Genomic DNA, 25302 nt, shown 5'->3' with positions numbered 1-25302 from the left:
CGTCATATTCGTGACCGTGCGTCGCCCGTCATGTTCACGTAATCAATGCGGTTTTCAAGGGTGTTTGGTCAAAGAGAGCCTCCTGAAAGCACGGAGGGTGACCGGGAATTCCCTCAGGTACCAAACAGAAACACATTCAAGGGCAACCACTTACTTGTCCCTTTGCGTCTTGGTCGCTTACGTTCACCACCGATCCGGACGGACGCCCAATCCTGCCGCCGCCCGGAGCCCGCACACCAATCACCCGTCCATGGCAGGAGCGGGGGACCCACAGGTAGAACCGCCTGTTCCGGTCTCCGGAACGGCTAGGGGTTAAGCCGTACTTCGGTACGGCCGGGCATCTCCAGTCCGCACCCGACAGCTCACCTCGCAGGCGCCGGAGAGGAATTCGCCATGCCCGCCAAGGGTAAGCATCGCCGACCGAAGACCCAGCGCTTCACCCGATCCATCGCCGTTGCCGGAACCGGCGGCGCCGCACTTGCTCTGCCGCTTCTCGGGGCCACCGGCGCCAACGCCGCCACCCCGCAGTCCGTCTCGGAAAAGGCCGTTCAGTCGTCCGTTCCGGCCACCGTGAAGAACGTGGCCGAAAAGACGACGGCCGAAAAGACGACCTCCGCGAAGCCCTCGGGCACGAAGACCTACTCCGTGCAGGCCGGTGACTATCTCGCGAAGATCGCGGACGAGCAGAATGTCAGCGGTGGCTGGAAGAAGCTCTACTCCGACAACCGCGAGGCCGTCGGCGCCGACCCGTCGCTGATCCACCCCGGTCTCAAGCTCTCGATCGGCAAGAAGGCCACGACGAGCACGCCCAAGTCCTCGTCGTCCTCGGGCTCTTCGTCCTCTTCATCTCCTTCGTCGTCTTCGTCCAAGTCGTCTTCTTCGTCTGATTCGTCGGATTCATCCGCCTCGTCGAAGTCGTCCTCCTCCGGGTCCTCCTCCTCGAAGACCGAGGCGGCCACCCAGAGCGCCGACACCGCCAGCGGCTTCAGCGCCCCGGTGAGCGGCGCCGTCGGCACCGCCTACCGCACGGCGGGCAGCATGTGGTCCAGCGGCTACCACACCGGCGTCGACTTCAGCGTCCCCACCGGTACCTCCCTCAAGGCCGTGGGCGCGGGCACCGTCGTCTCCGCGGGCTGGGGCGGCGCGTACGGCAACCAGGTCGTCGTCAAGCTCGCCGACGGCTACTACGCGCAGTACGCCCACCTGTCCTCGCTCTCCGTCTCGAACGGCCAGTCCGTGACGGCCGGCCAGCAGGTCGGTCTCTCGGGCGCGACCGGCAACGTCACCGGTCCGCACCTGCACTTCGAGATCCGCACCTCGCCGGACTACGGCTCGGACGTGGACCCGGTCGCCTACCTCCGTACGAAGGGCGTCTCCGTCGGCTGATTCCCCGACTGCTCGTCCGACAGCTGCCGAAGGCCGGATCCCGATCCCCGGGTCCGGCCTTCGGTGTGTCGATCTGTGCTCGTTCATGGTGATCGCTTCATTGCGGTTTTGTGGCAAGCGTGCCCAGGGCGTCGCTCGTGACGGGAGAGTGGGGACGCAACAGCCTCGATCGCCCTCCCGGAAGGAGCCGTCTCCCGTGACGAGCACGCGTAGAGCATTCGGAGCCCTGGCCGCAGGCGCCGCCCTGGCCGCCCTCGCCCCCGCGACCGACGCGAGCGCCACGCCCCGCCACCGCCGGCTGATCGCCCACGACGACTTCCGTCACGGGCTCGGCCAGTGGGCGGTGGAACTCGAGAAGGGCGGCATCGTCACCGCCTTGCGCGGGACCCTGGAGGTCGACGTGCCCGCCGGCGCGACGGTCTGGTTCAAGAAGCGGCTCGAAGGGCCGTACGTCCTGGAGTACACCGCCACGCCGGTGTCGGCGGGCGGGGTCAACGACCGGGTCTCCGACCTCAACAACTTCTGGAACGCCGTCGACGTCCGTTCCCCCGGCGACCTCTTCGCCACCCGGCGGAGCGGGGCGCTGGCGGAGTACGACCACCTCAAGACGTACTACGTCGGCTACGGCGCCAACACCAACACGACGACCCGGCTGCGCCGTTACGTCGGTGAGGCGGGCGTCCGGCCGCTGGTGTACGACTACACCGAGCCGCTGCTCGTGGCGAACGAACCGAACCGGGTCCGGATCGTCTCCGACGGCTCGGGAGTCCGGTGGTGGGACAACGGGCGGCTCGTCTTCGACTACAGCGATCCTCAGCCGTATACGAGCGGGCACTTCGGCTTCCGGACCACGTGGAGCCATTTCCGGATCAGTGGATTCCGGGTGTGGCAGTTGCCGCCTCAACAGCGCTGAGAAGAGGGCTATTCCTGGTTTGACCAATCCTTGAAGAGTGGCTTATCTCACCGAACGTCAACCCTTTCCTACGGTCGCGTAGCTCACATCCGAAGGGGAATCATGGGCCGACGTGGCAGACGATTCGAAGAATGACAACAGATCAGTGATCGGGTCGTACGTGGCGGTGGGGGACAGCTTCACCGAGGGCGTCGGCGACCCCGGTCCCGACGGGTCGCTCGTCGGCTGGGCCGACCGGTTCGCGGTACTGCTCGCGGACCGGCGGCCCGAGGGCGACTTCGACTACACCAACCTCGCCGTGCGCGGGAAACTTCTCGACCAGGTCGTGGAGGACCAGCTTCCGCAGGCTCTCGAACTCGCCCCCGACCTGGTCTCCTTCTGCGCCGGCGGCAACGACATCCTGCGGCCCGGCACCGACCCCGACGAGGTCGCCGAGCGTTTCGAGCAGGCGGTGGTGCGGCTCACCGCCGTCGCCGGCACGGTGATGGTGACGACCGGATTCGACACCCGTGGCGTGCCCGTGCTCAAGCGTCTGCGCGGCAAGATCGCCACCTACAACGGACACGTGCGGGCCATCGCCGACCGCCACGGCTGTCCGGTGCTCGACCTGTGGTCCCTGAAGAGCATTCAGGACCGGCGGGCCTGGGACGGCGACCGGCTCCACCTGTCGGCGGACGGGCACACGCGCGTGGCGCTGCGCGCGGGGCAGGTCCTCGGGCTGGAGATCCCGGCCGACCCGGAGCAGCCCTGGCCGCCGCTTCCGCCGCGCGGCACGCTGGAGGTCCGGCGGGACGACGTGCACTGGGCGCGCGAGTACCTGGTGCCGTGGATCGGCCGCCGGCTGCGCGGGGAGTCGTCGGGCGACCATGTGACCGCCAAGGGCACGCTGTCGCCGGACGACATCAAGACGCGGATCGCTTCGGTGGCTTGAAGGCCTGCGGAAGGTCTGCGGAAGGGTTGGCGGAGGTGCGGGTGTTTGGGAGCCCGGTGCGGGTCGGCCTACGGGCGGCGTGCTCCGGGCACTCGCTTTGTGGCCCGAGGCGGCCTTGTGGGGGGCAGGGGGCTGCCGGGCTTCGGCGCGCCTACGTGGTCAACGCCTCCCGCGTCAGCCCCAGTTCCCGGGCCAGCGCCTCGTCCACCCACTCCTGCGCCCGGGACCGCGACACCGCGCCCGGGTACGACGTGAGCTGTACGGCGAGCCCGTCCAGCAGGGCCGTGAGGCGCAGGGCCGTGCCGCCCGGGTCCGGGCAGGGAAACTCGCCCGCGGCCACGCCCTCGGCGATCACCTCGGCGAGGGCCGCCTTCCACCGGCGGTCGAGGTCACGGGTGACCTCCTGGAGCGCGGGCTCGCGCAGCGCGGCCGCCCAGCCCTCGATCCACAGCCGCCAGCCCTTGGCCTGGCCCGTCGGGGCGTACCAGCGCACGGCCGCGCGCAGCCGGCGCAGTGCGGTGGTGCGGCGGGCGAGCAGTTTTGACAGATGGGCGAGGTCGTCCTCGGCCGCGTACGTGAAAGCGGCGGCGACCAGTTTCTCCTTCGTGGAGAAGTGATACAGCACCAGCGCGTTGCTCACACCGAGGACCGAGGCCACGTCGGCGATCCTGACCGCCGCCACGCCCCGCGCCTCGATCTGCTCGATGGCGGCCCGCAGCAGCTCCTCGCGCCGCTCGGCCACGCTCAACCGCACTCTCGCCACGCCGTCACCCTAATCCGTGGTCCTGTGCGCCGCCGGAGAGAGGTCGTTTACCGGCCGAACCGCCCGCGACCTGGTAGCGCACCTGAAACGACCGTTCGCGCCTAGGGGGGCGGGCACCTCGCTACCGGTACCAGCCGAACCGCTCGGCGATCACCGGCAGCCGGTCCGCGACGATGGCGTGCGCGGCCGCCCGCGGGGTCGTGCCGTCCCGCTCCGCACGGGCCAGCATCTGCTCGACCAGGGCACGCATCGAGCGGCGTGTGTGGGCGAACGCCGCGTCCGCGTCGGCGTCGATGTCACCGAAGAGCGTCCACCACCACCAGGCGTTCGTTCCTGAGTTGACGACCACGTCCGGCAGAACGGTCACCCCGCGCGCGGACAGCAGTTCCTCCGCCTCAGGGAGGACGGGCATATTGGCCGCCTCGACGATCCAGCGGGCCGTGACCAGCTCCTGGTTGGTGGTGTCGATCGCGTACGAGACCGCCGCGGGCACCAGCACCTGCGCGCCGGCGCACAGCCAGGCGTCGCCCGGCAGTTCACGGTCGTCGGGGCGCAGGACGGACCGGTCCACCGTGCCGTAGGCGTCCCGTGCCGTGAGCAGGGCTTCGACGTCGAGGCCCGCCGGATTGGCGATGGTTCCTTTGATGTCGGCGACGGCCACGACCGTGAGCCCCGCGCGCGTGAGGAAGCGAGCACTGGCCCCGCCCATGGTGCCCAGGCCCTGCACCGCGACCCGCGTTCCCGCATACGCCACCCCGGCCTGGTCCAGGGCCGTGAGCACCGACTCCGCCACCCCGCAGCCGCCGACCAACTCGTCGAGGCCGATGCCGTCCACCTCGACCGCGAAGGCGTCAGCGAGCCGCCGCCGGGCCGCGGCCTCGTCATCGAGCAGCGGATACACCGCCTGGATGGAGGAGACCAGCCCCGCCTCCGTGGCCGCCCGGTCCACCAGGTCCTGGGTGAGGCCGAGATCCTCGCCGGTGGTCCACAGACTCTCGACGTACGGCCGCATGGCTCGCAGATAGCGGACCAGCAGGTCGTACGCCCCCGGTTCCCGGGGATCGCAGTCGATGCCGCCCTTGGCGCCGCCGAGGGGGATGTAGCGGCCTTCGGGGTTGTAGTGCAACGCCTCCTTCATCGTCATGCCGCGGGCGAGCCCGGTGACTTCGTCCAGGGTGCAGCCCGCGCGCATGCGCAGCCCGCCGCTGGAGACGCCGCGCACCAGCCGGTCGACGACCAGGAAGCCCTGGCGACCGGTGAGGTGGTCGGTCCAGGTGAGCGACATCAGGGGGGTGGTCATGCGGTCTCCTCAACTGAACGGTGAGTCAGTATCCGAAGGATGGCCGTGTCCTGTCAACGCACACACTGGACCGGTGGTGGTAATCCGGCTGTCAGAGGGGGTGCCCATAATGGAAGGCCTCACCGACTCCACCTTGGAGGTACACCGTGACCGGTTTCCGTTCCCCGAGCTCCGGGCTTCGCGCGCTGCGGCCCGCGGCGTTCGGTGCGGACCCGAGCGGTGAGCGCCTGGCGCGCATCCGCAGATCGCCCCACTTCAAGGACGGGGTCTTCCAGAATCCCGGGGGCACCGCAAGCACCCGGCCCTCCGCTTCGCCGGTGGAGCTCGCGAAGGGCTACTTCGACAAGGACGAGCGCCCCCGCCGCGCCCCGAAGGGCACCGTGCCGGTGCACGCCACCACGCTCGCCGACATCGCCAAGCCCCCGGCCACGGGGCTGCGGCTGACCTGGATGGGGCACTCCAGCGTGCTCGCGGAGATCGACGGGCAGCGGGTGCTCTTCGACCCCGTCTGGGGCGAGCGCTGCTCCCCGTTCCCCTTCGCCGGCCCCAAGCGACTGCACCCCGTGCCCCTGCCGCTGGCCGCGCTCGGCCCGGTCGACGTCGTCGTGATCTCCCACGACCACTACGACCACCTCGACATGCCCACGATCAAGGCACTGGCCGGCACCGACACGCTCTTCGCCGTGCCGCTGGGGGTCGGCGCCCACCTGGAGCACTGGGGGGTGTCCGCCGACCGGCTGCGTGAGCTGGACTGGAACGAGGCGACGAAGGTCGGCGGCCTCACCCTGACGGCCACCCCGGCCCGCCACTTCTGCGGCCGCGGTCTGCGCAACACCCAGCACACGCTGTGGGCCTCCTGGGTCGTCGCCGGCGACGAGCACCGGATCTACCACAGCGGCGACACCGGCTACTTCGACGGCTTCCGGGACATCGGCGCCGAGCACGGCCCCTTCGACGCCACGATGATCCAGATCGGCGCGTACAGCGAGTACTGGCCGGACATCCACATGACTCCCGAGGAGGGGATGCGCGCCCACCTCGACCTCCAGGGCGGCCGGCCGCACGGCGTGTTCCTCCCGATCCACTGGGCCACCTTCAACCTCGCCATGCACGCGTGGGCCGATCCCGGCGAGGGCACCGTCGCGTCCGCCCGCGCGGTGCAGGCCCCGATCGCCCTGCCCCGGCCCGGCGAGCCCTTCGAGCCCACGGCCGAGACCGTGCCGACCGAGCCGTGGTGGCGGAGTGTGGCCACCGCACCGGCGGGCGGCTGGCCCGCAGCCGACGTGCTGACCGAGGCGGCGATCAAGACCTCGGCCGACTCGGCCGCCCGGGACCAGGCCGGTACGACCGGTGATGTGCCGGAGGTGCCGGAGGGCAAGGGTGACGGGAGCGGCGAGCCGGAGGCTGTTCCGGCGGGCTGAGGGGCGGGGGTGGGACGACCGCGGGCGGCTCGCGCCGACATATGGCTGCCGCGGCTTGCCCGCCGACGGCGGGTAGGCCCGGTTGGTCGGGATGGGCGGGGCCTGGTCGCTGGATGACATCGCGGCCGACTCGGCCCAGGGGTTGAGCAGGGCTGGGTGAAGGGCGAGCCGGTGTGTGAGGCGGTGCCGTTCGGGGTGGGGGCCTGGGGTCCTTCGGGGTGGGTGGCCGGTCTGTGCAGGGGCTGAGCGGGCCTGGTGCAGGGCGAGCTGGCACGGGGCCGGGGCCCTTCGGGATGGTGGCCGGTCTGTGCAGGGGCTGGGCAGGGCTGGGTGAAGGGCGAGCCGGTGTGTGAGGCGGTGCCGTTCGGGGTGGCCTGGGTCCCTTTGGGGTGGGTGGCCGGTCTGTGCAGGGGCTGAGCGGGCCCGGTGCAGGGCGAGCTGGCACGGGGCCGGGGCCCTTCGGGATGGTGGCCGGTCTGTGCAGGGGCTGGGCAGGGCCGGGTGCAGGGCGAGCCGGTGTGTGAGGCGGGGTCCTTCGGGGTGGGTGGCCGGTCTGCGCAGGGGCTGAGCGGGCCGGGTGCAGGGCGAGTCGGCACGGGGCCGGGGCCCTCCGGCACGGGCCCGGGCCCTTCGGGATGGCGGCTGGTCTTCGCAGTGCAGGTTGCCGAGACGTGTGGAGACGCGGCCGCCGCGCCGTGTTCACCGGCGACGGGGCCACCTGCGGGGCGCGTCCTCAGTGGCGACGGTGACACCGCTGCCGTCGTTCCAGGGCTCGCGGGATGAAGCGAAACCAGCGGTACCAGTGGCCTGTTGGCAGGTCCGGGTTCGGTGTGCGGTCAACCGAGGGCAGGGGCAGGCGACTTCGTCGGACGCGAGGCGATCGACATTCCGTGCCTGTCCGGTCGCGAAGTGGCGCGTTCGCCCACAATTCCGTCTGGGTACATCCACGACGAGAAGTGCCTCGCGGGCGGCGCATTCGCTACGGAGCGTGAACCTCCTGGGGGTGCTCACGCAGCCCTCTTCGGTCGATTCCCGGATCGAGGGCGACCGCCGGTCGACGCACGCGGCTTCGGTCGAGGGGAGGAGCCCCTCGACCCCGCAGTCCGTTTGTGACCGGCTCTGACCAGTGTCGATCGACTCTGGACTTGATGAGGGCGGGTCGAGGAGGGGGTTATCGGTCTGTCGTACGAGGCCTCATACCAGAGCGGGATGCTGTCCGTGGGAGTTTGTCAACTGCCCACCGCACATGATGCGCTGCCGACTACTGTCAGTGTCCGTCGGGCGACGCAGGGCTGGAACGTTCGGTTCTGTCGGTCGACACCCGCATAGGCGTGCCCGCGTACGCCTCCGACATGTGCAGCAGCAGGGCAATCAGGCCCGACGGACCAGTACGACGAGGACACCGATGTCTCACCTCCGCGCCCCGGCCGCCCGCGCAGACCGCCGTGAGGGCGGGCGGCACGGCCGGCCGGCCGCCCGAGCCGTTCCCGTGGTGCCCGACATCCACATACGGTCCCAGTTGCTGCGTCTTGCCGTGCTGCCGCCCGTCGCCGTCGCCCTCAGCGCCAGCGCCGCCGTCCTGTTCACCGTCCGCTCCACCGGTGCCCGGCCCAGCCTGACCCTGTGGTGCGTGCTCGCCGGGGCCGTCTCGGTGACCTGCGCGGGCATCCTGATCGCCGCCGTGGCCGCCGACCGCGCCGCCCACTCGGTGAGCGACCGCATCGGTGCCCTGCGACGCAGCAGTGCGCGCGGCGAGGCCGACCTGCGGGCGCTGGTCGAGGCCCTGCGCCGGGGGGAGGGACCGCCGCAGCGCAAGCCGCGCAGCGGACCGCCCGAGGACGCCGACGACTTCGAACTGCTCGCCACCGACCTCACCCGGGCCCACGACGGCGCCGTCACCGCCGTCGTGCAGGCCGCGCAGCTCTCCAGCCAGGCGGGCAGCGAACAGAAACTGGAGGTCTTCCTCAACCTCGCCCGGCGCCTGCAGTCGCTGGTGCACCGCGAGATCTCGATCCTGGACGAGCTGGAGAACGAGATCGAGGACCCCGATCTCCTCAAGGGCCTCTTCCACGTCGACCACCTCGCCACCCGCATCCGCCGCCACGCCGAGAACCTCGCCGTGCTCGGCGGGGCCGTCTCCCGCCGTCAGTGGAGCAACCCGGTCTCCATGACCGAGGTGCTGCGCTCGGCCATCGCCGAGGTCGAGCAGTACTCGCGGGTCAAACTCGTGCCGCCGATCGACGGCACGCTGCGCGGGCACGCCGTCGCCGACGTGATCCACCTGCTGGCCGAACTCGTCGAGAACGCCACGGTGTTCTCCGCCCCGCACACCCAGGTGCTGCTCCGCGCCAACCTCGTCACCTCGGGGCTCGCCGTCGAGGTCGAGGACCGCGGGCTCGGCATGCCCGTCGGCGAGCAGAGCCGGATGAACGCCCTGCTCGCCGACCCGGACCAGGTCAACGTGGCCAGCCTGCTGGCCGACGGCCGCATCGGGCTGTTCGTCGTCTCGCAACTCGCCAAGCGACACGGCATCCACGTCCGGCTGCAGACCAACATCTACGGCGGTGTCCAGGCCGTCCTCGTGGTGCCGCAGGCGCTGCTGGGCACGACACCGGGAGCCCCCGGAGCCGTACCCCGCCCGCCGGACGCCCCGGCGGGCGGGGCCGGGCCGTCCGTGCCGCAGCCGCAGCAGCGTCCGCGGCCCGCGCCGCCCGAGGCAGGGCACCGGATCACGCCGGGCGCCCCGATCGCGCCACCGGCCCCGCCGCGCCCTCAGCAGCGGGGGACGCCGCGGCCCCGACAAGGGGAGACCGCGCCGCCCATGAAGAACGGCGGTGCACCGGCGCCGCCGCTGCCCGTGCGCGGGGCCCGCGAGGAGCGGCCCACCCCGGCGGAGGCCGTACCCGGGGTCCGGCCCGACCACCGGCACCTCGTCGCGGAGCACACAGCCACGCCGCCCACCCCGCGCAACGGCGCCGTGCGCGGAACCATGGGCAAGCCTCAACTGCCCCGGCGCCGGGCGCAGGAGCACATCGCGCCCCAGCTGCGCGACGGGCCGGCGCCCCGCCAGGAATCGGAGTACCTGGCCGGACACAACCCGGGCCTGATGGCGGCCTTCCAGCGGGGCATCGGCCTGGCCGAGGCCCAGCAGCACCTGGAGGCGGTGTCCGGCGACCCGAGCACACCGCCCACGGCGTCGCCCATGGGGTCGACAACCTTGGGCTCGGCCACCGTGGAGCCCGCGCACACAGCGCCCGCGCACACAGCGCCCGCGCACATGGAGGCCGCGCACATGGATTCGGCCCACATGGAGCGGACCGGCATGGAGCCGCCCCACATGGCGCCCGCCCCCATGGACCCCGCCCCCATGCACCCCGCCCCCACGCCTGTGCCGCTTCCCGGGGCCGTGCCCCTCGCGCCCCTGGACCTCGGCCACACGGACGTCACCGACATGGCCGCTCCGCCCTCCATGGACGTACGGCCCATGGATCCGTCCCCCATAACCGAGGCGCGCCCCGCGCACGGACCCGGGTCGCACGGCCTACGTGGCCTGCGGGACGGCGGGTCCGCACCCGGCCTCGACCTCGACCACACCACCCGGCACGACGGGAGCGCACCCGCCGGATGACCATCCCCGCATTCACCCCACCCCCCAGCGCTCCCGCAGACCTTCGTACCTCAAGGAGTCGATCCACCATGGCGAGCGAAGCGCCGACCGGCCATGCATCCGATCTCGACTGGCTGATGAGCGGCCTCGTGCAGCGCGTACCGCACACCACCAGTGCGGTCCTCCTCTCCTGCGACGGGCTGGTGAAGTCGGTCCACGGCCTCGACCCCGACAGCGCCGACCACATGGCCGCCCTGGCCTCCGGCCTCTACTCCCTCGGCCGCAGCGCCGGCGTCCGCTTCGGCGACGGCGGTGACGTCCGCCAGGTCGTCGTCGAACTCGACGCGACCCTGCTGTTCGTGACCACCGCGGGATCCGGCACCTGTCTCGCCGTGCTGGCCGGCCGTGAGGCCGACGCCGCGGTGCTCGGCTACGAGATGGCGATGCTGGTCAAGAGCGTCCGCCCCTACCTGGTGACCGCTCCTCGGCAGCACGCCGTCGAACCGTCGGCGCTGAGGTCTTGAGCGTGACGGCGGCCGGCGACGGGCCCTGGCTCGACGACGCGGCCGGACGGCTGGTGCGCCCCTTCACGGTCAGCAACGGCCGTACCCGGCCCACCATCGCGCTCGACCTGCTGTCGCACGTGATGGCCACCGGAGCCACCCCCCTCGGCTACCTCGGCCCCGAGCACGCGCAGGTGCTCGACATGTGCCGCGCGCCCGTCTCGGTCGCCGAGGTCGCCGCCCATCTGAAGCTGCCGGCGGTGGTCACCAAGGTGCTGCTGTCGGACCTCGTCGACTGCGGGGCGCTGACCACCAAGCCCCCCGAGTTCACCCACAACCCGACAGACCGGGCCCTTCTGGAGGCAGTGCTCGATGGACTACGACGACAGCTCTGACCCCTTCCCCACCGCACTGAAGATCCTGGTGGCGGGAGGGTTCGGAGTAGGCAAGACGACCTTCGTGGGCGCGGTCAGCGAGATCGCGCCCCTGAGCACGGAGGAACTGCTCACCACGGTCAGCGCCGCGACCGACAGCCTCGACGGCATCGAGAACAAGGTCGAGACGACGGTGGCCATGGACTTCGGCCGCATCACCCTCGACCCGGAACACGTCCTGTACCTGTTCGGCACTCCCGGACAGGAGCGGTTCTGGTTCATGTGGGACGAGCTCTCCGAGGGCGCCCTCGGCGCGGTCATCCTCGCCGACACCCGGCGCCTGGAGGACTGCTTCGCCGCCGTGGACTTCTTCGAACAGCGCGGCCTCGGCTTCATCGTCGCGATCAACGAGTTCGACGGCTCGTACCGCTACGACCCCGAGGAGGTCCGAGCCGCCATCGATCTCGACCCGCAGATCCCCGTTGTCCGCTGCGACGCCCGGATCTCCAGCTCGGGGGTGCAGACCCTGCTCACCCTCGTACGGCACCTCATCGCCCACAGCCCGGCCATCGCGCCGAGCCACGGCGCCCACATGTGACCCTCGCACACCCCGCAACGGAGCCGCATATGACGTACGTCCACAGCGACGGAGCCCGCCCATGAGCTACGACCTGCCCCGCCCGGCCGGTCGACTGCTGCTCACCCCCGAGGACAAGGAGGCGCCCGCCCGTGTGCGACGGCTGCGCCGACTGGGGCTGGGAGAGCATCCGGAGCCCGCGCTCGACGCCTTCGCGGATCATCTGGCGGAGCGCACCGGAGCGGCGTACGCCATGGTCAACTTCATCGACGAGCACCGGCAGTTCTTCGCGGGCCTGCGCGTTCCGGACGTCCGACCTCGTGCGAACACCGACGAAGAGGCGAAGCCGGAGATCGGCCGCTCCATGGAGCGTGACCACGGTTTCTGCCCCCATGTCGTCGTCCGGCGCAAGGCGCTGGTGCTGGAGGACGTCCGCGACTATCCGCGGTTCGCCGGCAATCCGGTCGTCGACGAGTTCGGGATCCGTTCCTATCTCGGGGCGCCCCTCATCGACACCACGGGGATGGTGCTGGGCACTGTGTGCGTGGCCGACATCGCGCCGCGGGCCTGGGGGAAGGCCGGCCTGGAGGCCATCAAGTGGACGGCGGCGGACCTGGTGGGCCGGCTGGAGCGGCGGGAGGCCGACGGGCTGCTCTCCTAGGGGTCCTGGGGGACGGGCTTCTCCACCGGGGGATGTCCGCTCTCACAGTCCGCGCCAGATGTTGTCGAAGGCCGCGTCCTCGACGGTCCGCCGCTGCCGCACGCCGTCCAGTTCCGTCAGCGCGTCACCGACCGTGGCCAGCACGGTCACGACCGCCTCGTCGGTGAGCTCGGGAAAGCCTTCGGCCGGTTCGTCGCGGATCCCGAGGGCGGCCGTCAGGGCGGCGAGCACGGGTTCGTCCGACACCCGGCGGTCCTCGGCGCGGCGCCGGTCCGGCGAATCGACCAACGTCTTGCGGCCGGTGCGGACGGGAAGCAGGCGACCGCGTTCGCGGCTGATCAGTCCTTCCGTCTCCAACTGGGCGAGATAGGCCGCGGACAGTCCACGGCCGCGTCGCCACAGCCACTCCTCGGCCGACTCGTACGGCTCCTGCCGGACGACCGACGCCGCGGCCTCGTCCAGCAGACGGTCGCCCGGCGCCGGTTGCGGACCCGGCACGATCCGGTCGCCGTCCAGGGCCAGGGCGCTCGCTCCGAGGAGGTCGACGAGTTCGGCGCCCGCGAGGGCGAGTGACAGATCGCCCTGCTCGACGGGACGGTCCGTCTCCACGTCCATGGTGACGATCAACAGGTCCCGTGCTGTGCTCATGGGGTGGCTCCCTATGTCTCGGCCGACTCGGGGCGGCGACGTCAGGTCCGGTCCGCCCGGGGCTGTCGCCCACGGGTGGTGCGGGCCGCCGTTCCGGGGCCGAGTGTCGCACGAGGGCCGTGCGGTGCGGACACCGATGCGCCGGACGGTGGTGGCGGCCGGGTTCGGGGCCACCGAGTCGCTGCGCGCGGGAGGCGTCGTACGAGAGGTGCCCTCGTTGGATGGGAACTGGCCGCGTACTTCGAGCGGGGCGGCGGGCGTGAAGCGGAGCTGTGGCGCCGCTTAAGAAATCCTCGATGGACCGGGGAGCCGCCGTACGGCAGATTGCTACGCGATTCCACCCCTCTCCCCGGAACGGGCCGCTTCGGTATGCCCGGTCCCGGGGACCCACGCACAGGAGCCGTAGCGTTGAAGGCGTTGGTCAAGGAGAAGGCGGAGCCGGGACTGTGGCTCAGGGACGTGCCCGAGCCCGTGGTCGGACCCGGGGACGTACTGATCAAGGTGCTGCGCACCGGGATCTGCGGCACCGATCTGCACATCCGGTCCTGGGACGGCTGGGCGCGGCAGGCGATCACCACGCCGCTCGTGCTCGGGCACGAGTTCGTCGGCGAGGTCGTCGGGACCGGCCGTGACGTCACCGACCTCAAGGCGGGCGACCGGGTCAGCGGTGAGGGCCACCTGGTGTGCGGCAGGTGCCGCAACTGCCTCGCCGGACGGCGGCACCTGTGTCGGGCCACAGTCGGGCTCGGCGTCGGTCGCGACGGGGCGTTCGCCGAGTACGTCGCCCTGCCCGCCGCCAATGTGTGGGTGCACCGCGTCCCCGTCGACCTCGATGTGGCCGCGATCTTCGACCCGTTCGGCAACGCGGTGCACACCGCGTTGTCCTTCCCGCTGGTCGGCGAGGACGTCCTGATCACCGGTGCCGGGCCGATCGGACTGATGGCCGCCGCCGTGGCCCGGCACGCCGGGGCGCGGAACGTCGTGATCACCGACGTCAGCGAGGAGCGGCTGGACCTGGCCCGCAAGATCGGTGTGAGCCTCGCGCTCAATGTCGCCGAGTCGGCCATCGCCGACGGGCAGCGGGAACTGGGCCTGCGCGAGGGCTTCGACATCGGGCTGGAGATGTCGGGCCGCCCCGAGGCCATGCGCGACATGATCGCCAACATGACGCACGGCGGCCGGATCGCGATGCTCGGTCTGCCGGCCGCGGAGTTCCCGGTCGACTGGGCCCGGATCGTCACCTCGATGATCACGATCAAGGGCATCTACGGCCGTGAGATGTTCGAGACCTGGTACGCGATGTCGGTGCTCCTGGAGGGCGGCCTCGACCTCGCCCCCGTGATCACCGGACGGTACGGCTACCGCGACTTCGAGGCGGCGTTCGCCGACGCGGCGAGCGGCCGCGGCGGCAAGGTCATCCTCGACTGGACCGCGTAAGTCACCCGGATTCTTCCCGGCCTTTCCCGGATTCTTAGGAGTTTCCCCATGTTCGACTCCGTGCGCGACGACCTCCGCGCCACCCTCGACGAGATCCGCACCGCCGGTCTGCACAAGCCCGAGCGCGTGATCGGCAGCCCGCAGTCAGCGACCGTGAACGTCACCGGGGGCGGCCGCCCCGGCGAGGTGCTCAACTTCTGCGCCAACAACTACCTCGGCCTCGCCGACCACCCCGAGGTGATCGCCGCCGCCCACCAGGCCCTGGACCGCTGGGGCTACGGCATGGCCTCCGTGCGCTTCATCTGCGGCACGCAGGAGGTGCACAAGGAGCTGGAGGCGCGGCTGTCCGCCTTCCTCGGCCAGGAGGACACGATCCTGTACTCCTCCTGTTTCGACGCCAACGGCGGTGTGTTCGAAACGCTGCTGGGCCCCGAGGACGCGGTGATCTCGGACGCGCTGAACCACGCCTCCATCATCGACGGCATCCGCCTGTCCAAGGCCCGCCGCTTCCGCTACGCCAACCGTGATCTGGCCGATCTGGAACGGCAGTTGAAGGAAGCCACCGAAGCGGGGGCCCGGCGCAAGCTGATCGTCACCGACGGTGTCTTCTCGATGGACGGTTATGTGGCCCCGCTGCGCGAGATCTGCGACCTCGCCGACCGCCACGACGCCATGGTCATGGTCGACGACTCCCATGCGGTCGGCTTCGTCGGCCCCGGCGGCCGCGGCACCCCCGAGCTGCACGGCGTCATGGACCGCGTCGACATCATCACCGGCACGCTGGGCAAGGCACTCGGCGGCGCCTCCGGCGGTTACGTCGCCGCCCGCGCCGAGATCGTCGCCCTGCTCCGCCAGCGCTCCCGGCCGTACCTCTTCTCGAACACCCTCGCCCCGGTGATCGCCGCCGCCTCCCTGAAGGTGCTCGACCTGCTCGAATCGGCGGACGACCTGCGGATCCGGCTGGCCGAGAACACCGCCCTGTTCCGCCGCCGGATGACGGAGGAGGGCTTCGACGTCCTGCCCGGCGACCACGCCATCGCACCCGTGATGATCGGCGACGCGGCGAAGGCGGCACGCCTTGCGGAACTGCTCCTGGAACGCGGGGTGTACGTGATCGGCTTCTCGTATCCGGTGGTGCCGCAGGGGAAGGCACGCATCCGCGTGCAGCTGTCCGCGGCACACTCGACCGAGGACGTGAACCGGGCGGTCGACGCGTTCGTGTCGGCGCGCGCGGAGCTCGAGGGCTGACACGGAACTCGGGAGGCTGACGGCGACTGGTACGGACCGGCCGGACATATTGCGATAATCGTTCGCATGATCGAAGCGCGGCGGCTCCACATCCTCCGTGCGGTGGCCGACCACCGCACGGTGACCGCGGCTGCCGCCGCGCTGTACCTCACACCCTCGGCGGTCTCGCAGCAGCTGACCGCCCTGGAGCAGGAGACCGGCCACCGGCTGGTCGAGCGCGGTGCCAAGGGCGTACGGCTGACCCCGGCCGGCGAGATCCTGCTCAGCCACACCCACGTGGTACTCGCCCAGCTGGAGCGGGCCGAGGCGGAGCTCGCCGCCTACGGTTCGGGCGCCGCCGGCACCGTCACCGTCGCCTCCTTCGCGACCGGTATCGCCCTGGTCGTGGCGCCCGCGGTGGCCCGCCTCGCCCGGTCGGCGCCCGGTATCCACCTCCGCGTCCAGGACGCCGAGGGCGACGCCAGCCTGCCGATGGTCCTCGACCGGCAGGTCGACGTCGCCGTGGCCGTCGAGTACCGCGGGGCGCCGCCCGCCGACGACCCCCGGCTGACCCACGTACCGCTCTACGCCGAGCCCTTCGACGCGGTCGTCCCCGTCACCCACCGCCTCGCCGACGCCGACGAGGTGGACCTCGCCGACCTGGCCAAGGACCCGTGGATCGGCCCCTACCCCGGCAACCCCTGCCACGACGTGGTCGTCCTCGCCTGCGAGAGCGCCGGCTTCCAGCCCCGCCTCGAACACTCCTCGGACGACTTCCGCGCGGTGGTGGCCCTGGCCTCCGCCGACGCGGGCGTGGCGCTCGTACCGCGCTCGGCGCTCATCGGCATGGACCTCGCCGGTGTGGTCGTACGGCCCGTCGACGGTGTCGCTCCCACCCGCCGGGTCTTCGCGGCCGTTCGCCGGGGAGCCGAGGAGCACCCGCTGATCCGGCCGGTCCTCGACGCACTCGGCGAAGCCGCCCAGGGGTAGGGAACCGGCCACCTGTCACACGCTGTCTGGATTGTCATGCGTGTGACGATGATCCTTCCGGCCCTGACCGAGGCGACGAGCCCGCTGTTCCGGCCCATCAAGTACTCGCTGTTCCCGCCACTCGGCCTCGCCACCCTGGCCGGCTACCTGGACCCCGACGACGAGGTCACCCTCCACGACGAACACGTGGAGCGCCTCGACCTCGAAGCCCTCGACACCCCCGACCTGCTGGTCGTCCAGCCGTACATCACCTCGGCCCGCCGCGGCTACGAGATAGCCGACCACTTCCGTGCCCGAGGCGTCCACGTCGCCATGGGCGGCCTGCACGTCACCTCGCTCCCCGACGAGGCGGCCGCCCACGCCGACACGATCTTCGCCGGCCCCGGTGAGGACGTCTGGCCGCTGTTCCTGAAGGACTTCCGCGACGGCGTGCCCGCCCGCCGCTACGACTCGACGCTGCGCACCCTGGCCGGACTGCCGCCCATCAGACGGGACCTGATCAAGCGTCACCTCTATCTCGTGCCCAACTCGATCGTGGTGTCGCGCGGTTGCCCGCACCACTGCGACTTCTGCTACAAGGACGCCTTCTTCGAGGGCGGCAAGTCCTTCTACACCCAGGCCGTCGACGACGCCCTCGCCGAGATCGACCGCCTGCCCGGCCGCCACCTCTATTTCCTCGACGACCACCTGCTCGGCAACAGACGGTTCGCGGAGGCCCTGTTCGAGGGCATGAAGGGAATGGGGCGGCTGTGGCAGGCGGCCGGCACGGTCAACTCCGCACTGCAGCCGGACCTGTTGGAGCGGGCGGTGGAGGCCGGGCTGCGCAGCCTGTTCGTGGGCTTCGAGACCGTCAACGACGCGAACCTCGCCGAGCGCCGCAAGAACCAGAACATCGGCACGGACTACGCGGCGGCGGTACGGCGGCTGCACGACACCGGGGTCATGGTCAACGCCAGCTTCGTCTTCGGGCTCGACCAGGACGGTCCCGACGTCTTCGACCGCACCGTGGAGTGGGCCGTGACGCAGGGCATCGAGACGGCGACCTTCCACATCATGACGCCGTACCCGTCGACCGGACTGTGGAAGCAGCTGGAGTCCGAGAACCGCATCGTGCACCGCGACTGGGACCTCTACGACACCCGTCATGTCGTCTACGAGCCCAGGAACATGACCCCCCGTCAGCTGGAGGACGGCTACTGGCGGGCGTACCGCGACTTCTACCGCTGGTCCAACATCTGGCGGGGGTCGGCGGCCCAGCCGGGACCGCACGAGCGGATGCGGCACCTCGCGTACTCCGGCGGCTGGAAGAAGTTCGAGCCCGCGTGGGACCTGCTGATCCGGTCGAAACGGGTGGTGCGGGCACTGCCGGCGCTGGAACGGACGCTGGCGGCGTTCGGGGGACGGGAGTAACCGTTTCTCTTGTTTCATATTCGGTCTAGAATCCCGAATATGAAACAAGGTGGGATGGAGACCGGACCTGACCCCGTCGACGCCCGGCTCGGCGTCCGTCTGGCCGAGCTGAGGGCCGAACACGGCTGGTCACTGGGGGAGCTGGCGGAACGCAGCGGGGTGAGCAAGTCGACCCTGTCCCGGGCCGAGCGGGCGGAGATCAGCCCCACGGCCTCGCTGCTGAACCGGCTGTGCGGTGTCTACGGGCGGACCATGTCCCAATTGCTCAGCGAGGTCGAGGCCGAGCCGGCGCTCCTGGTCAGGGCCGCCGACCAGCCGGTGTGGGAGGACCGGACCTCCGGCTTCGTACGACGCTCCGTGTCCCCGCCGCACTCCGGGCTGCGCGGCGAACTCGTCGAGGGGCGGCTCGCCCCGGGCGCCGACATCGCCTACGACCGGCCGCCCGTGCCCGGCCTGGAGCAGCACATCTGGGTCCTCGAAGGGGCCCTCGACGTGACGGCACAGGACACCGACCACCACCTCGACGCCGGTGACTGCCTGCGGCTGCGGGTGTGGGGGCCGACGCGGTTCCGCTGCCCGGGCCCCGAGCGGGTGCGATACGCGCTGGCGGTGGTGCTGCCGTGATCGTGAGCCGACTGGACGGCACTCAAGTACTCGACTGCGTCGACGCGTTGGCCGACCTGCTGGTCGACACCGTGGACGGCGGAGCCTCGGTGGGCTTCCTCGCTCCGCTCGACCCGGCGGTGGCGGCCTCCTGGTGGAAGGAGCGGGCGGCGGGCGTGGCGGCCCGGCAGCTCGCCGTATGGGTCGCACGGGACGGCGACCGGACGGTCGGCACCGTCAGCCTGGCCTTCCCCGGCAAACCCAACAGCCGCCATCGCGCCGAGCTGGTCAAGCTGATGGTCCACCGGGACGCCCGCGGGCGGGGCCTCGGCCGCAGGCTGCTCGCGACCGCCGAGGAGGCGGCCGTCGCCGCGGGCGTCACGCTCCTCCACCTCGACACGGAGACCGACAGCCCCGCCGAGCGCCTCTACACGACCGCCGGGTGGACGCGGGCCGGAGTGATCCCCGACTACGCGGCCGACCCGGCCGGGGTGCTGCGGCCGACGACGCTCTACTACAAGCAGGTCGGGGCGGCCGCAGGAAGCGGACTCGAGGCTCTCACCAGGTGATTGTCAGTGGGAGCCATTACGGTGCCTGTCATGCCGGACGCCGAAGACGTACGCCGAATCGCCCTGTCCCTGCCGGACACGACGGAGAAGATCGCCTGGAGCATGCCCACGTTCCGGGTCGCGGGGAAGATGTTCGCCACGCTGCCCGAGGACGAGACCTCCCTCGCCGTGCGCTGCCCCAAGGAGGAGCGCGACGAACTGGTGCTGGCCGAGCCGGAGAAGTTCTGGATCGCCGACCACGAGGCGCAGTTCGCCTGGGTGCGGGCCCGCCTCGCGGCCGTGGAGGACGAGGACGAGCTGCGTGACATCCTCGCCGACTCCTGGCGCCAGGCGGCACCGACCCGACTGCTCGACGCCCACCCGGAGTTGGGGCTGCCGACCGCGGAGTGAAATCCCCTCGGGCGTTGTCAGTGCCGCGTGCCATGATCCGAAGCGAACGTGGGAGCCGGGGCGGAGGGGGCTCCGGCTCCCACGGATGGACGAGGGACCGGCAGGGCCGGCGGGCGAGGGGTGCGCTGAGAGATGATGGGCGGGGTGGGGGCGACGGGCGCGGCGTCGCGGAAGGGCTCGCGGTCGCTCTGGTCGCGGGACTTCACGCTGTTCTTCGCCGCCCGGGCCGTCGCCCGGCTCGGCGACACCATCCTGCCCGTCGCCCTCGCCGCGGGCCTGCTCCAGCACGGGTACGGAGCGGGTGCCGTGGGCCTCGCCATGGCCTCGACGGCCGCCGCCTTCGCCGGTCTCGTCGTCTTCGGCGGGGTCATCGCCGACCGCTTCAGCACCCGCAAACTGATGATCGGCGCCGACCTGGTGCGACTCGTCACCCAGGCCCTGGCCGCCGCGCTCTTCTACTCCGGACATGTGGTGCTCTGGGAGATCTGCGTGATCGGCTTCGTCAACGGCGTCGCGGGCGCCGTGTTCCAGCCCGGCGTCGCCAGCACGGTGCCCCGGCTCGCCGCCGACGTCCAGGGCGCGAACGGCGCCATACGCATCGCCGAGTCCGTCGCCCAGCTCGCCGGCCCCGCGGCGGCGGGCGTCCTCGTCGGACTCGCCTCGCCCGGCGGCGTCTTCGTGGCCCACGCGGCCACGTACGCGGTGAGCGCCCTGTGTCTCCTGCTGATGCGCCTGCCGCCGCTCACTCCGGGAAGTCACATGACGGGGCGCGGCGGCAGCGCCTTCAGGGCCGATCTCTTCGAAGGCTGGCGGGAGTTCAGATCGCGCACCTGGCTGTGGGCCGTCATCGCCGTCTGGTGCCTCTACATGATCGCGGTGTGGGGCCCGACGGTCCCGCTGGTGGCGACGGAGGTGGTGCAGGAGTACGGCCCGGGCGTCTACGGCCTGATCAACTCCGCTCTCGGCGCCGGCACCGTCGTCGGCGGGTTCCTCGCCCTGCGCCTGCGCCCCCGCCGCATGCTCCGCGCCGGCGCGCTCTCCCTCTTCGGCTTCGTCGGCTTCCCGGCGACGGTGGGCGCCGGTCTCGGCATACCGGCCATGGCCGTCGGCGCCGCCGTCGCCGGGGCCGGTATGTCCTTCTGGGGCGTGATGTGGGCGACCAGCGTGCAGACCCAGGTCCCGTCCGACGTCCTCAACCGCATCCACGCGTACGACGTGGCCGGCTCCCTCGCGATGATGCCGGTCGGCCAGGCCCTCGCCGGCCCGGCGGCCGGGCTGCTCGGCGCCGACCAGGTGCTGCTGGTCGCCGGGGCGATGAGCTTCGTGGTCGCGGGTGCGCTGCTCGCCGTGCCGGCGATACGGGACCTGGTGCGGGTCGATCCACCGACGGTGGGTTCGGCGACGGTGAAGGGTTCGCGTGAGCCGGCGCGGCAGACCGAGGACGGCTGACCGAGCATGGCTGACCGAGCACGGCTGACGGGTGGACCACCGACCTCGGAGAAGGTGAGCCGCCGCCCCGCCTCACGACCCCCCGCCACCCTCACCCGCCATGAACCCGCCGATCCGCTCCCGCAGGGACCGCGCGTCGAGGCCGTGCGCGGCGGCGTGTTCCTCCACGCGGCCGTAGCGCCGCAGCTCACGGCGGCCCACGCCGAGACCCAGCACCCGGTGGGGTAGGTCGGCGAGGGCGTCGTTCGCCGCCGCGGTCGACGTGCCCGCGAGGTACGGCTCGACGAGCACGACGTCGGTTCCGGCCGTCTCCGTGGCCCGGCGCAGAGCGGCCGCGTCGAAGGGCCGTACGGTCGTCGCGTACAGCACCATCACGTCCAGGCCCTCCACGGCGGCGAGCACCGCGTCCAGCATGGGCCCGACGGCGACGACCACGCCCGAACGGCCCTCGCGGACGGTGCGGAAGTGCTCCCCGTCGACCGGGAGCGCGTCCCGGTTGGCCTGCACGGACAGCCGTACGTACACCTTGTCGTCGCCCGCGGCGACGGCGTGCCGCAGCAGCGTCTCGGCCTCGTCCGGATGCCCCGGCACATGCACGGTCCAGCCGTCGAGGGTGTCGAGCAGCGCCACGTCCCCGGGGGACATGTGGGTGTACCCGCCCGCGGGCCAGTCGAAGGACGCGGCGGCGCTCACCAGCACCGCGCCCACGTCCTGATGGCCGAGATCCAGCTTGACCTGCTCGAAGGGCCGCTCGACGAGGAAGCTCGCGAAGGTGTGCACGACGGGCCGCAGCCCGGTGAGGGCCATTCCCGCGGCCGCACCGACGAGCAGCTGCTCGCGGATGCCGACGTTGACCACCCGGTCCGGGTGCCGGTGCCATGCCTCGGTGAAGGCGTCCCTGCCGATCTCGGCGAGGACGACCGCGACGCGCGGATCCTCGTCGAGCAGGCGCGAGACGACGGGGGCGAGACGGTCACGCATGGTGTCCATGGAGGATCGGGCCTTTCCGGAGGTGTCAGAAGTGGCGGACGTTCAGGCGGACTTGGGCTCGACCCGGGCCACGACCACGTGCGGGCGGCCCGGGTGCGGAGCGGTGAAGGCGGCGTACAGGGCCTCGTGGTCACGGCCGTCGACCGTGACGGCGGACCAGCCGGCCGCCTCGAAACGGGCGGCGATGCCGTCGGGCCGGGCGTGACTGGCGGAGGCGTTGTCGATCACGACGGTGTGCAGCCGGTCCAGTCCGGCGGGCCCGGCGAAGGCGATCGCCTCGTGGTTGCTGCCCTCGTCCAGCTCGGCGTCCCCGACCAGCACCCACACCCGGGGCGCGTCCAGGCCCTGGGCGCGCAGCCCCAGCGCCGTGCCCACGGCGATCGGCAGCCCGTGCCCCAGTGACCCGCTGCCGATCTCGGCCCCCGGCACGAGCACCCGGTCGGGATGGTGGCCGAGCGGCGAGTCGTACGCGCCGAAGCCCGGCAGCCAGTCCACGGGTACGAAGCCCTTGGCCGCCAGCACCGCGTAGTACGCCATCGGCCCGTGCCCCTTGGACAGCAGGAACCGGTCCCGCCCCGGATCGTCCACCCCCTCGGCCGCGACCCGCAGCACCCGGTCGTACAGCACCCACAGCGCGTCGAGCGTGGACGTCGCCGCCGGACCGTGCTTCTCGTCGCCCGTCATCAGTCCCATGAGCCGGGACAGGTCGCCGTACCCGTACGTACGGCCGCGTTCCTCGGTGATCGTCATGTGAACGATCGTGCAACCTCGAGCAAGGTTGAGGTCAAGCGTGTCCGCGGATAAACGAGTGCGCGACCACGGAGCCGAGTGCGGTATTGTTTCCATGCGTGTTCGGCCAGGGGAAATCCCAGGTCAGACGGCACCGGGACGTGGCGCAGCTTGGTAGCGCACTTGACTGGGGGTCAAGGGGTCGCAGGTTCAAATCCTGTCGTCCCGACGGTGTTCATCAGCGGGTCTGCCGACAGTGGCAGGCCCGCTGGATGCGTTTTGCGGCACGCGTTGTCGCGACACGACGGCCGATGCGCGGGCCCTGTCGGCAGCGGTGACGGCGTGGCGGGCGCTCGCCGGCCCTCGGTCCGCGCCTCCGTGCGCCTGCCGCCGGCCGGGAAAAACGCCTGGATTCCCCGGGCACCGTCACGGGACACTGCGATTCCTGGCCCTCCCGTACTCGCACTTCGGCGTCGACGTCGGCGCGAGCCGCGCGGGGGCCCAGTCGTCGCGCCCCGCGTTCGGCGGGCCGGCGCACGACAACACGGGGTGGGGATGGGAACGCCTGGATCGCGCGAGGTTCCGCCGCGCAGGGGCTCGGTGCTCCTGGCACTTCGTTACTACGGACGGGAGCTGTCCCGGCTCCGGTGGCTGACGGTGCCCGCGATGCTGCTGTCGGCGCTGGGCAACATCGGCCTCAACTACGTCGCGCCGCTGGTCGTCGCGAAGCTCGTCGGCCGCATCGCCGACGACGCGGGCATCGCCATCGGCTCGACGCTGCCCTACGTCCTCGGCTTCGCCGGCGTCCTGCTGCTCGCGGAGGCGCTGTGGCGGGTCGGCGTGCACTGCCTGAACCGGCTCGACGCCCTCGGCATCGAGCATCTGTACGTGATCGGCATGGACGAGCTGTTCGCCAAGGACGCCGCGTTCTTCCACGACAACTTCGCCGGGTCGCTGACGAAGCGGGTCCTGAGCTTCGCCTCCCGATTCGAGCAGTTCGTCGACACCCTGACGTTCTCGGTCGTGGGCAGCCTCGTACCGCTGCTGTTCGGGTCGGTGGTGCTGTGGCGCTACGAACCGCTGCTCGTGGTGGGTCTCCTGGCGATGATCGCACTGACCGCGCTGTGCGTGACGCCCCTCATCCGGCGCCGCCAGGCACTCGTCGACCAGCGCGAGGCGGCGATCGCCCGGGTGTCGGGCCACGTCGCCGACAGCCTGATGAACATGGACACCGTCCGGGCGTTCGCCGCGGAGGAACGCGAGGCCGCCGAACACCGGTCCCGCGTCGCGGAGTCGCGACGCCTCTCGCTGAGGTCGTGGGACTACGGCAACCTGCGCATCGACACGTTCATCGCGCCGATGTCGATCCTCACCAACGCGCTGGGCCTGCTGCTCGCGGTCGCGCTCGGCGGGGGCAGCCTCGGCGTGGAGGCGGTCGTGGTCGCCTTCACGTACTACACCAACGCGACGCGGATCATGTTCGAGTTCAACCAGATCTACCGCCGCCTGGAGAGCTCCATGACGGAGGCCGCGCAGTTCACCGAACTGCTGCTGACGCCGCCGACCGTGCTCGACCCGGCGGTGCCGGAGCCGCTGCTGCCCGGGGCCGCCGACGTCCGTTTCGACCGGGTGACCTTCGCCCACGCGGGCTCGGAGCCGCTCTTCGAGGGCCTCGACCTGACCGTGCCCAGCGGGACCAAGATCGGTCTCGTCGGCCGGTCCGGCGGCGGCAAGACCACGCTCAGCCGGCTGCTGCTGCGGATGACGGACATCGAGGCCGGCCGGATCCTCATCGGGGGCCAGGACATCAGCAGGCTGCGCCAGACCGACCTGCGCGGCATGATCGCCTACGTGCCGCAGGACCCGGCCATGTTCCACCGCACGCTGCGGGACAACATCGCGTTCGCCCGGCCGGACGCCACCGACGCCGAGATCCGCCGCGCGGCCGAAGCGGCGCACGTCACCGAGTTCGCCGACGCCCTGCCGGACGGCTTCGACACCATGGTGGGCGAGCGCGGTGTCAAGCTGTCCGGCGGACAGCGGCAGCGGGTCGCTCTCGCCAGGGCGATCCTGCGCGACGCGCCGATCCTGCTGCTCGACGAGGCGACCAGCGCCCTGGACTCGGAGAGCGAGATCCTCGTCCAGGAGGCGCTGTGGCGGCTCATGGAGGGGCGGACGGCGCTCGTGGTGGCGCACCGGCTGAGCACGGTCGCCACCATGGACCAACTCGTCGTCCTGGACCGCGGACGGATCATCGAGCAGGGCACGCACCACGAACTGCTCGCCTCGGGCGGCGCCTACGCGAAGCTGTGGCAGCACCAGTCGGGCGGCTTCCTCGACGACAGCTCCGCCGAGGACAGCCCCGCGCGGGCCGACCTGCACTGAACACGAGCCCGGTGGGTGCGGTCCCGCGCCTGCCGACAA

General features: G+C 71.5%; 23 protein-coding genes, 1 tRNA gene and 1 riboswitch. Of the genes, 19 read left to right on the top strand and 5 right to left on the bottom strand.

Annotated features, from left to right (window positions below):
• Positions 1-231 precede the first annotated feature (231 nt).
• Positions 232-391: riboswitch (cyclic di-AMP (ydaO/yuaA leader) on the top strand.
• Between the two features lie 2 nt (positions 392-393).
• The 3 genes from OG252_RS09930 (at position 394) to OG252_RS09920 (ending at position 3230) form a co-directional block, all read left to right on the top strand.
• The gene (locus tag OG252_RS09930; RefSeq protein WP_329335320.1) at positions 394-1386 is read left to right on the top strand and encodes a M23 family metallopeptidase; all 993 of its coding nucleotides are present in this window, start codon (positions 394-396) and stop codon (positions 1384-1386) included.
• A gap of 196 nt (positions 1387-1582) precedes the next feature.
• On the top strand, positions 1583-2299 hold the full coding sequence (locus OG252_RS09925) for a DUF6250 domain-containing protein (protein WP_329335318.1): 717 nt from the start codon (positions 1583-1585) through the stop codon (positions 2297-2299).
• 145 nt (positions 2300-2444) lie between these two features.
• Positions 2445-3230, top strand: coding sequence for an SGNH/GDSL hydrolase family protein (locus OG252_RS09920; RefSeq protein ID WP_329345113.1), 786 nt, complete (start codon positions 2445-2447; stop codon positions 3228-3230).
• A gap of 151 nt (positions 3231-3381) precedes the next feature.
• On the opposite strand, the gene OG252_RS09915 is transcribed toward OG252_RS09920, so the two are convergent.
• Both OG252_RS09915 and OG252_RS09910 read right to left on the bottom strand, forming a co-directional pair.
• A complete protein-coding gene (locus OG252_RS09915) occupies positions 3382-3993 on the bottom strand; it encodes a TetR/AcrR family transcriptional regulator (protein ID WP_266450434.1) in 612 nt (203 codons plus the stop codon).
• 121 nt (positions 3994-4114) lie between these two features.
• Positions 4115-5293: a Glu/Leu/Phe/Val dehydrogenase dimerization domain-containing protein gene (locus tag OG252_RS09910; RefSeq protein ID WP_329335315.1), complete on the bottom strand. Its 1179-nt coding sequence runs from the start codon at positions 5291-5293 to the stop codon at positions 4115-4117.
• Between the two features lie 146 nt (positions 5294-5439).
• On the opposite strand from OG252_RS09910, the gene OG252_RS09905 reads away from it, so the two are divergent.
• The 6 genes from OG252_RS09905 (at position 5440) to OG252_RS09880 (ending at position 12436) form a co-directional block, all read left to right on the top strand.
• The gene (locus OG252_RS09905; RefSeq protein ID WP_329335313.1) at positions 5440-6714 is read left to right on the top strand and encodes an MBL fold metallo-hydrolase; all 1275 of its coding nucleotides are present in this window, start codon (positions 5440-5442) and stop codon (positions 6712-6714) included.
• 1405 nt (positions 6715-8119) lie between these two features.
• Positions 8120-10342, top strand: coding sequence for a sensor histidine kinase (locus OG252_RS09900; protein ID WP_329335311.1), 2223 nt, complete (start codon positions 8120-8122; stop codon positions 10340-10342).
• A 68-nt stretch (positions 10343-10410) separates the two neighbouring features.
• The gene (locus OG252_RS09895) at positions 10411-10845 is read left to right on the top strand and encodes a roadblock/LC7 domain-containing protein (RefSeq protein ID WP_329335309.1); all 435 of its coding nucleotides are present in this window, start codon (positions 10411-10413) and stop codon (positions 10843-10845) included.
• Positions 10846-10847: 2 nt separating this feature from the next.
• Positions 10848-11219 (top strand): DUF742 domain-containing protein, encoded by a 372-nt coding sequence (locus tag OG252_RS09890; protein WP_053755441.1) that lies wholly within the window; start codon positions 10848-10850, stop codon positions 11217-11219.
• Positions 11197-11796, top strand: coding sequence for a GTP-binding protein (locus OG252_RS09885; protein WP_266450444.1), 600 nt, complete (start codon positions 11197-11199; stop codon positions 11794-11796). The genes OG252_RS09890 and OG252_RS09885 overlap by 23 nt, the downstream gene beginning before the upstream one ends.
• A 61-nt stretch (positions 11797-11857) precedes the next feature.
• Complete coding sequence (locus tag OG252_RS09880; protein ID WP_266450446.1) at positions 11858-12436, top strand: GAF domain-containing protein; 579 nt, start codon at positions 11858-11860, stop codon at positions 12434-12436.
• Positions 12437-12478: 42 nt separating this feature from the next.
• Here OG252_RS09880 and OG252_RS09875 read toward each other — a convergent pair whose 3' ends face one another.
• Entirely contained in the window at positions 12479-13084 is a 606-nt protein-coding gene (locus OG252_RS09875; protein ID WP_266450447.1) for a GOLPH3/VPS74 family protein, read from the bottom strand.
• 408 nt (positions 13085-13492) lie between these two features.
• On the opposite strand from OG252_RS09875, the gene tdh reads away from it, so the two are divergent.
• The 8 genes from tdh (at position 13493) to OG252_RS09835 (ending at position 21159) form a co-directional block, all read left to right on the top strand.
• The gene (tdh, locus tag OG252_RS09870) at positions 13493-14521 is read left to right on the top strand and encodes an L-threonine 3-dehydrogenase (protein WP_329335303.1); all 1029 of its coding nucleotides are present in this window, start codon (positions 13493-13495) and stop codon (positions 14519-14521) included.
• Between the two features lie 48 nt (positions 14522-14569).
• A complete protein-coding gene (locus tag OG252_RS09865; protein ID WP_329335301.1) occupies positions 14570-15769 on the top strand; it encodes a glycine C-acetyltransferase in 1200 nt (399 codons plus the stop codon).
• A 66-nt stretch (positions 15770-15835) separates the two neighbouring features.
• Positions 15836-16738: a LysR family transcriptional regulator gene (locus OG252_RS09860; protein WP_329335299.1), complete on the top strand. Its 903-nt coding sequence runs from the start codon at positions 15836-15838 to the stop codon at positions 16736-16738.
• A gap of 36 nt (positions 16739-16774) precedes the next feature.
• A complete protein-coding gene (locus tag OG252_RS09855) occupies positions 16775-18148 on the top strand; it encodes a B12-binding domain-containing radical SAM protein (protein WP_329335297.1) in 1374 nt (457 codons plus the stop codon).
• Between the two features lie 54 nt (positions 18149-18202).
• Positions 18203-18772, top strand: coding sequence for a helix-turn-helix domain-containing protein (locus tag OG252_RS09850; protein ID WP_266450456.1), 570 nt, complete (start codon positions 18203-18205; stop codon positions 18770-18772).
• Entirely contained in the window at positions 18769-19320 is a 552-nt protein-coding gene (locus OG252_RS09845; protein WP_266450458.1) for a GNAT family N-acetyltransferase, read from the top strand. The genes OG252_RS09850 and OG252_RS09845 overlap by 4 nt, the downstream gene beginning before the upstream one ends.
• 30 nt (positions 19321-19350) lie before the next feature.
• On the top strand, positions 19351-19710 hold the full coding sequence (locus tag OG252_RS09840; RefSeq protein WP_266450460.1) for an MmcQ/YjbR family DNA-binding protein: 360 nt from the start codon (positions 19351-19353) through the stop codon (positions 19708-19710).
• 135 nt (positions 19711-19845) lie between these two features.
• Positions 19846-21159 carry an MFS transporter gene (locus OG252_RS09835; protein ID WP_443068487.1) on the top strand — a complete coding sequence of 438 codons (1314 nt, stop codon included), beginning with the start codon at positions 19846-19848 and terminating at the stop codon, positions 21157-21159.
• Between the two features lie 72 nt (positions 21160-21231).
• Here the strand turns inward: OG252_RS09835 and OG252_RS09830 are convergent, their stop codons facing one another.
• Together OG252_RS09830 and OG252_RS09825 are read right to left on the bottom strand one after the other, a co-directional pair.
• Positions 21232-22149, bottom strand: coding sequence for a transketolase family protein (locus tag OG252_RS09830; protein ID WP_329335291.1), 918 nt, complete (start codon positions 22147-22149; stop codon positions 21232-21234).
• A gap of 42 nt (positions 22150-22191) precedes the next feature.
• Positions 22192-22899 (bottom strand): transketolase, encoded by a 708-nt coding sequence (locus OG252_RS09825; protein ID WP_329335289.1) that lies wholly within the window; start codon positions 22897-22899, stop codon positions 22192-22194.
• Positions 22900-23033: 134 nt separating this feature from the next.
• Here OG252_RS09825 and OG252_RS09820 point away from each other — a divergent pair.
• Positions 23034-23107 (top strand) — tRNA-Pro (locus OG252_RS09820).
• A gap of 371 nt (positions 23108-23478) precedes the next feature.
• The gene (locus OG252_RS09815; RefSeq protein ID WP_329335287.1) at positions 23479-25263 is read left to right on the top strand and encodes an ABC transporter ATP-binding protein; all 1785 of its coding nucleotides are present in this window, start codon (positions 23479-23481) and stop codon (positions 25261-25263) included.
• Positions 25264-25302: the final 39 nt, after the last annotated feature.

Source organism: Streptomyces sp. NBC_01352 (assembly GCF_036237295.1).
GTDB classification, from domain to species: Bacteria; Actinomycetota; Actinomycetes; order Streptomycetales; family Streptomycetaceae; genus Streptomyces; species Streptomyces plumbiresistens.
Note: the sequence above shows the minus strand (reverse complement) of the source record. Positions and strands in the feature narration are given on the sequence as shown.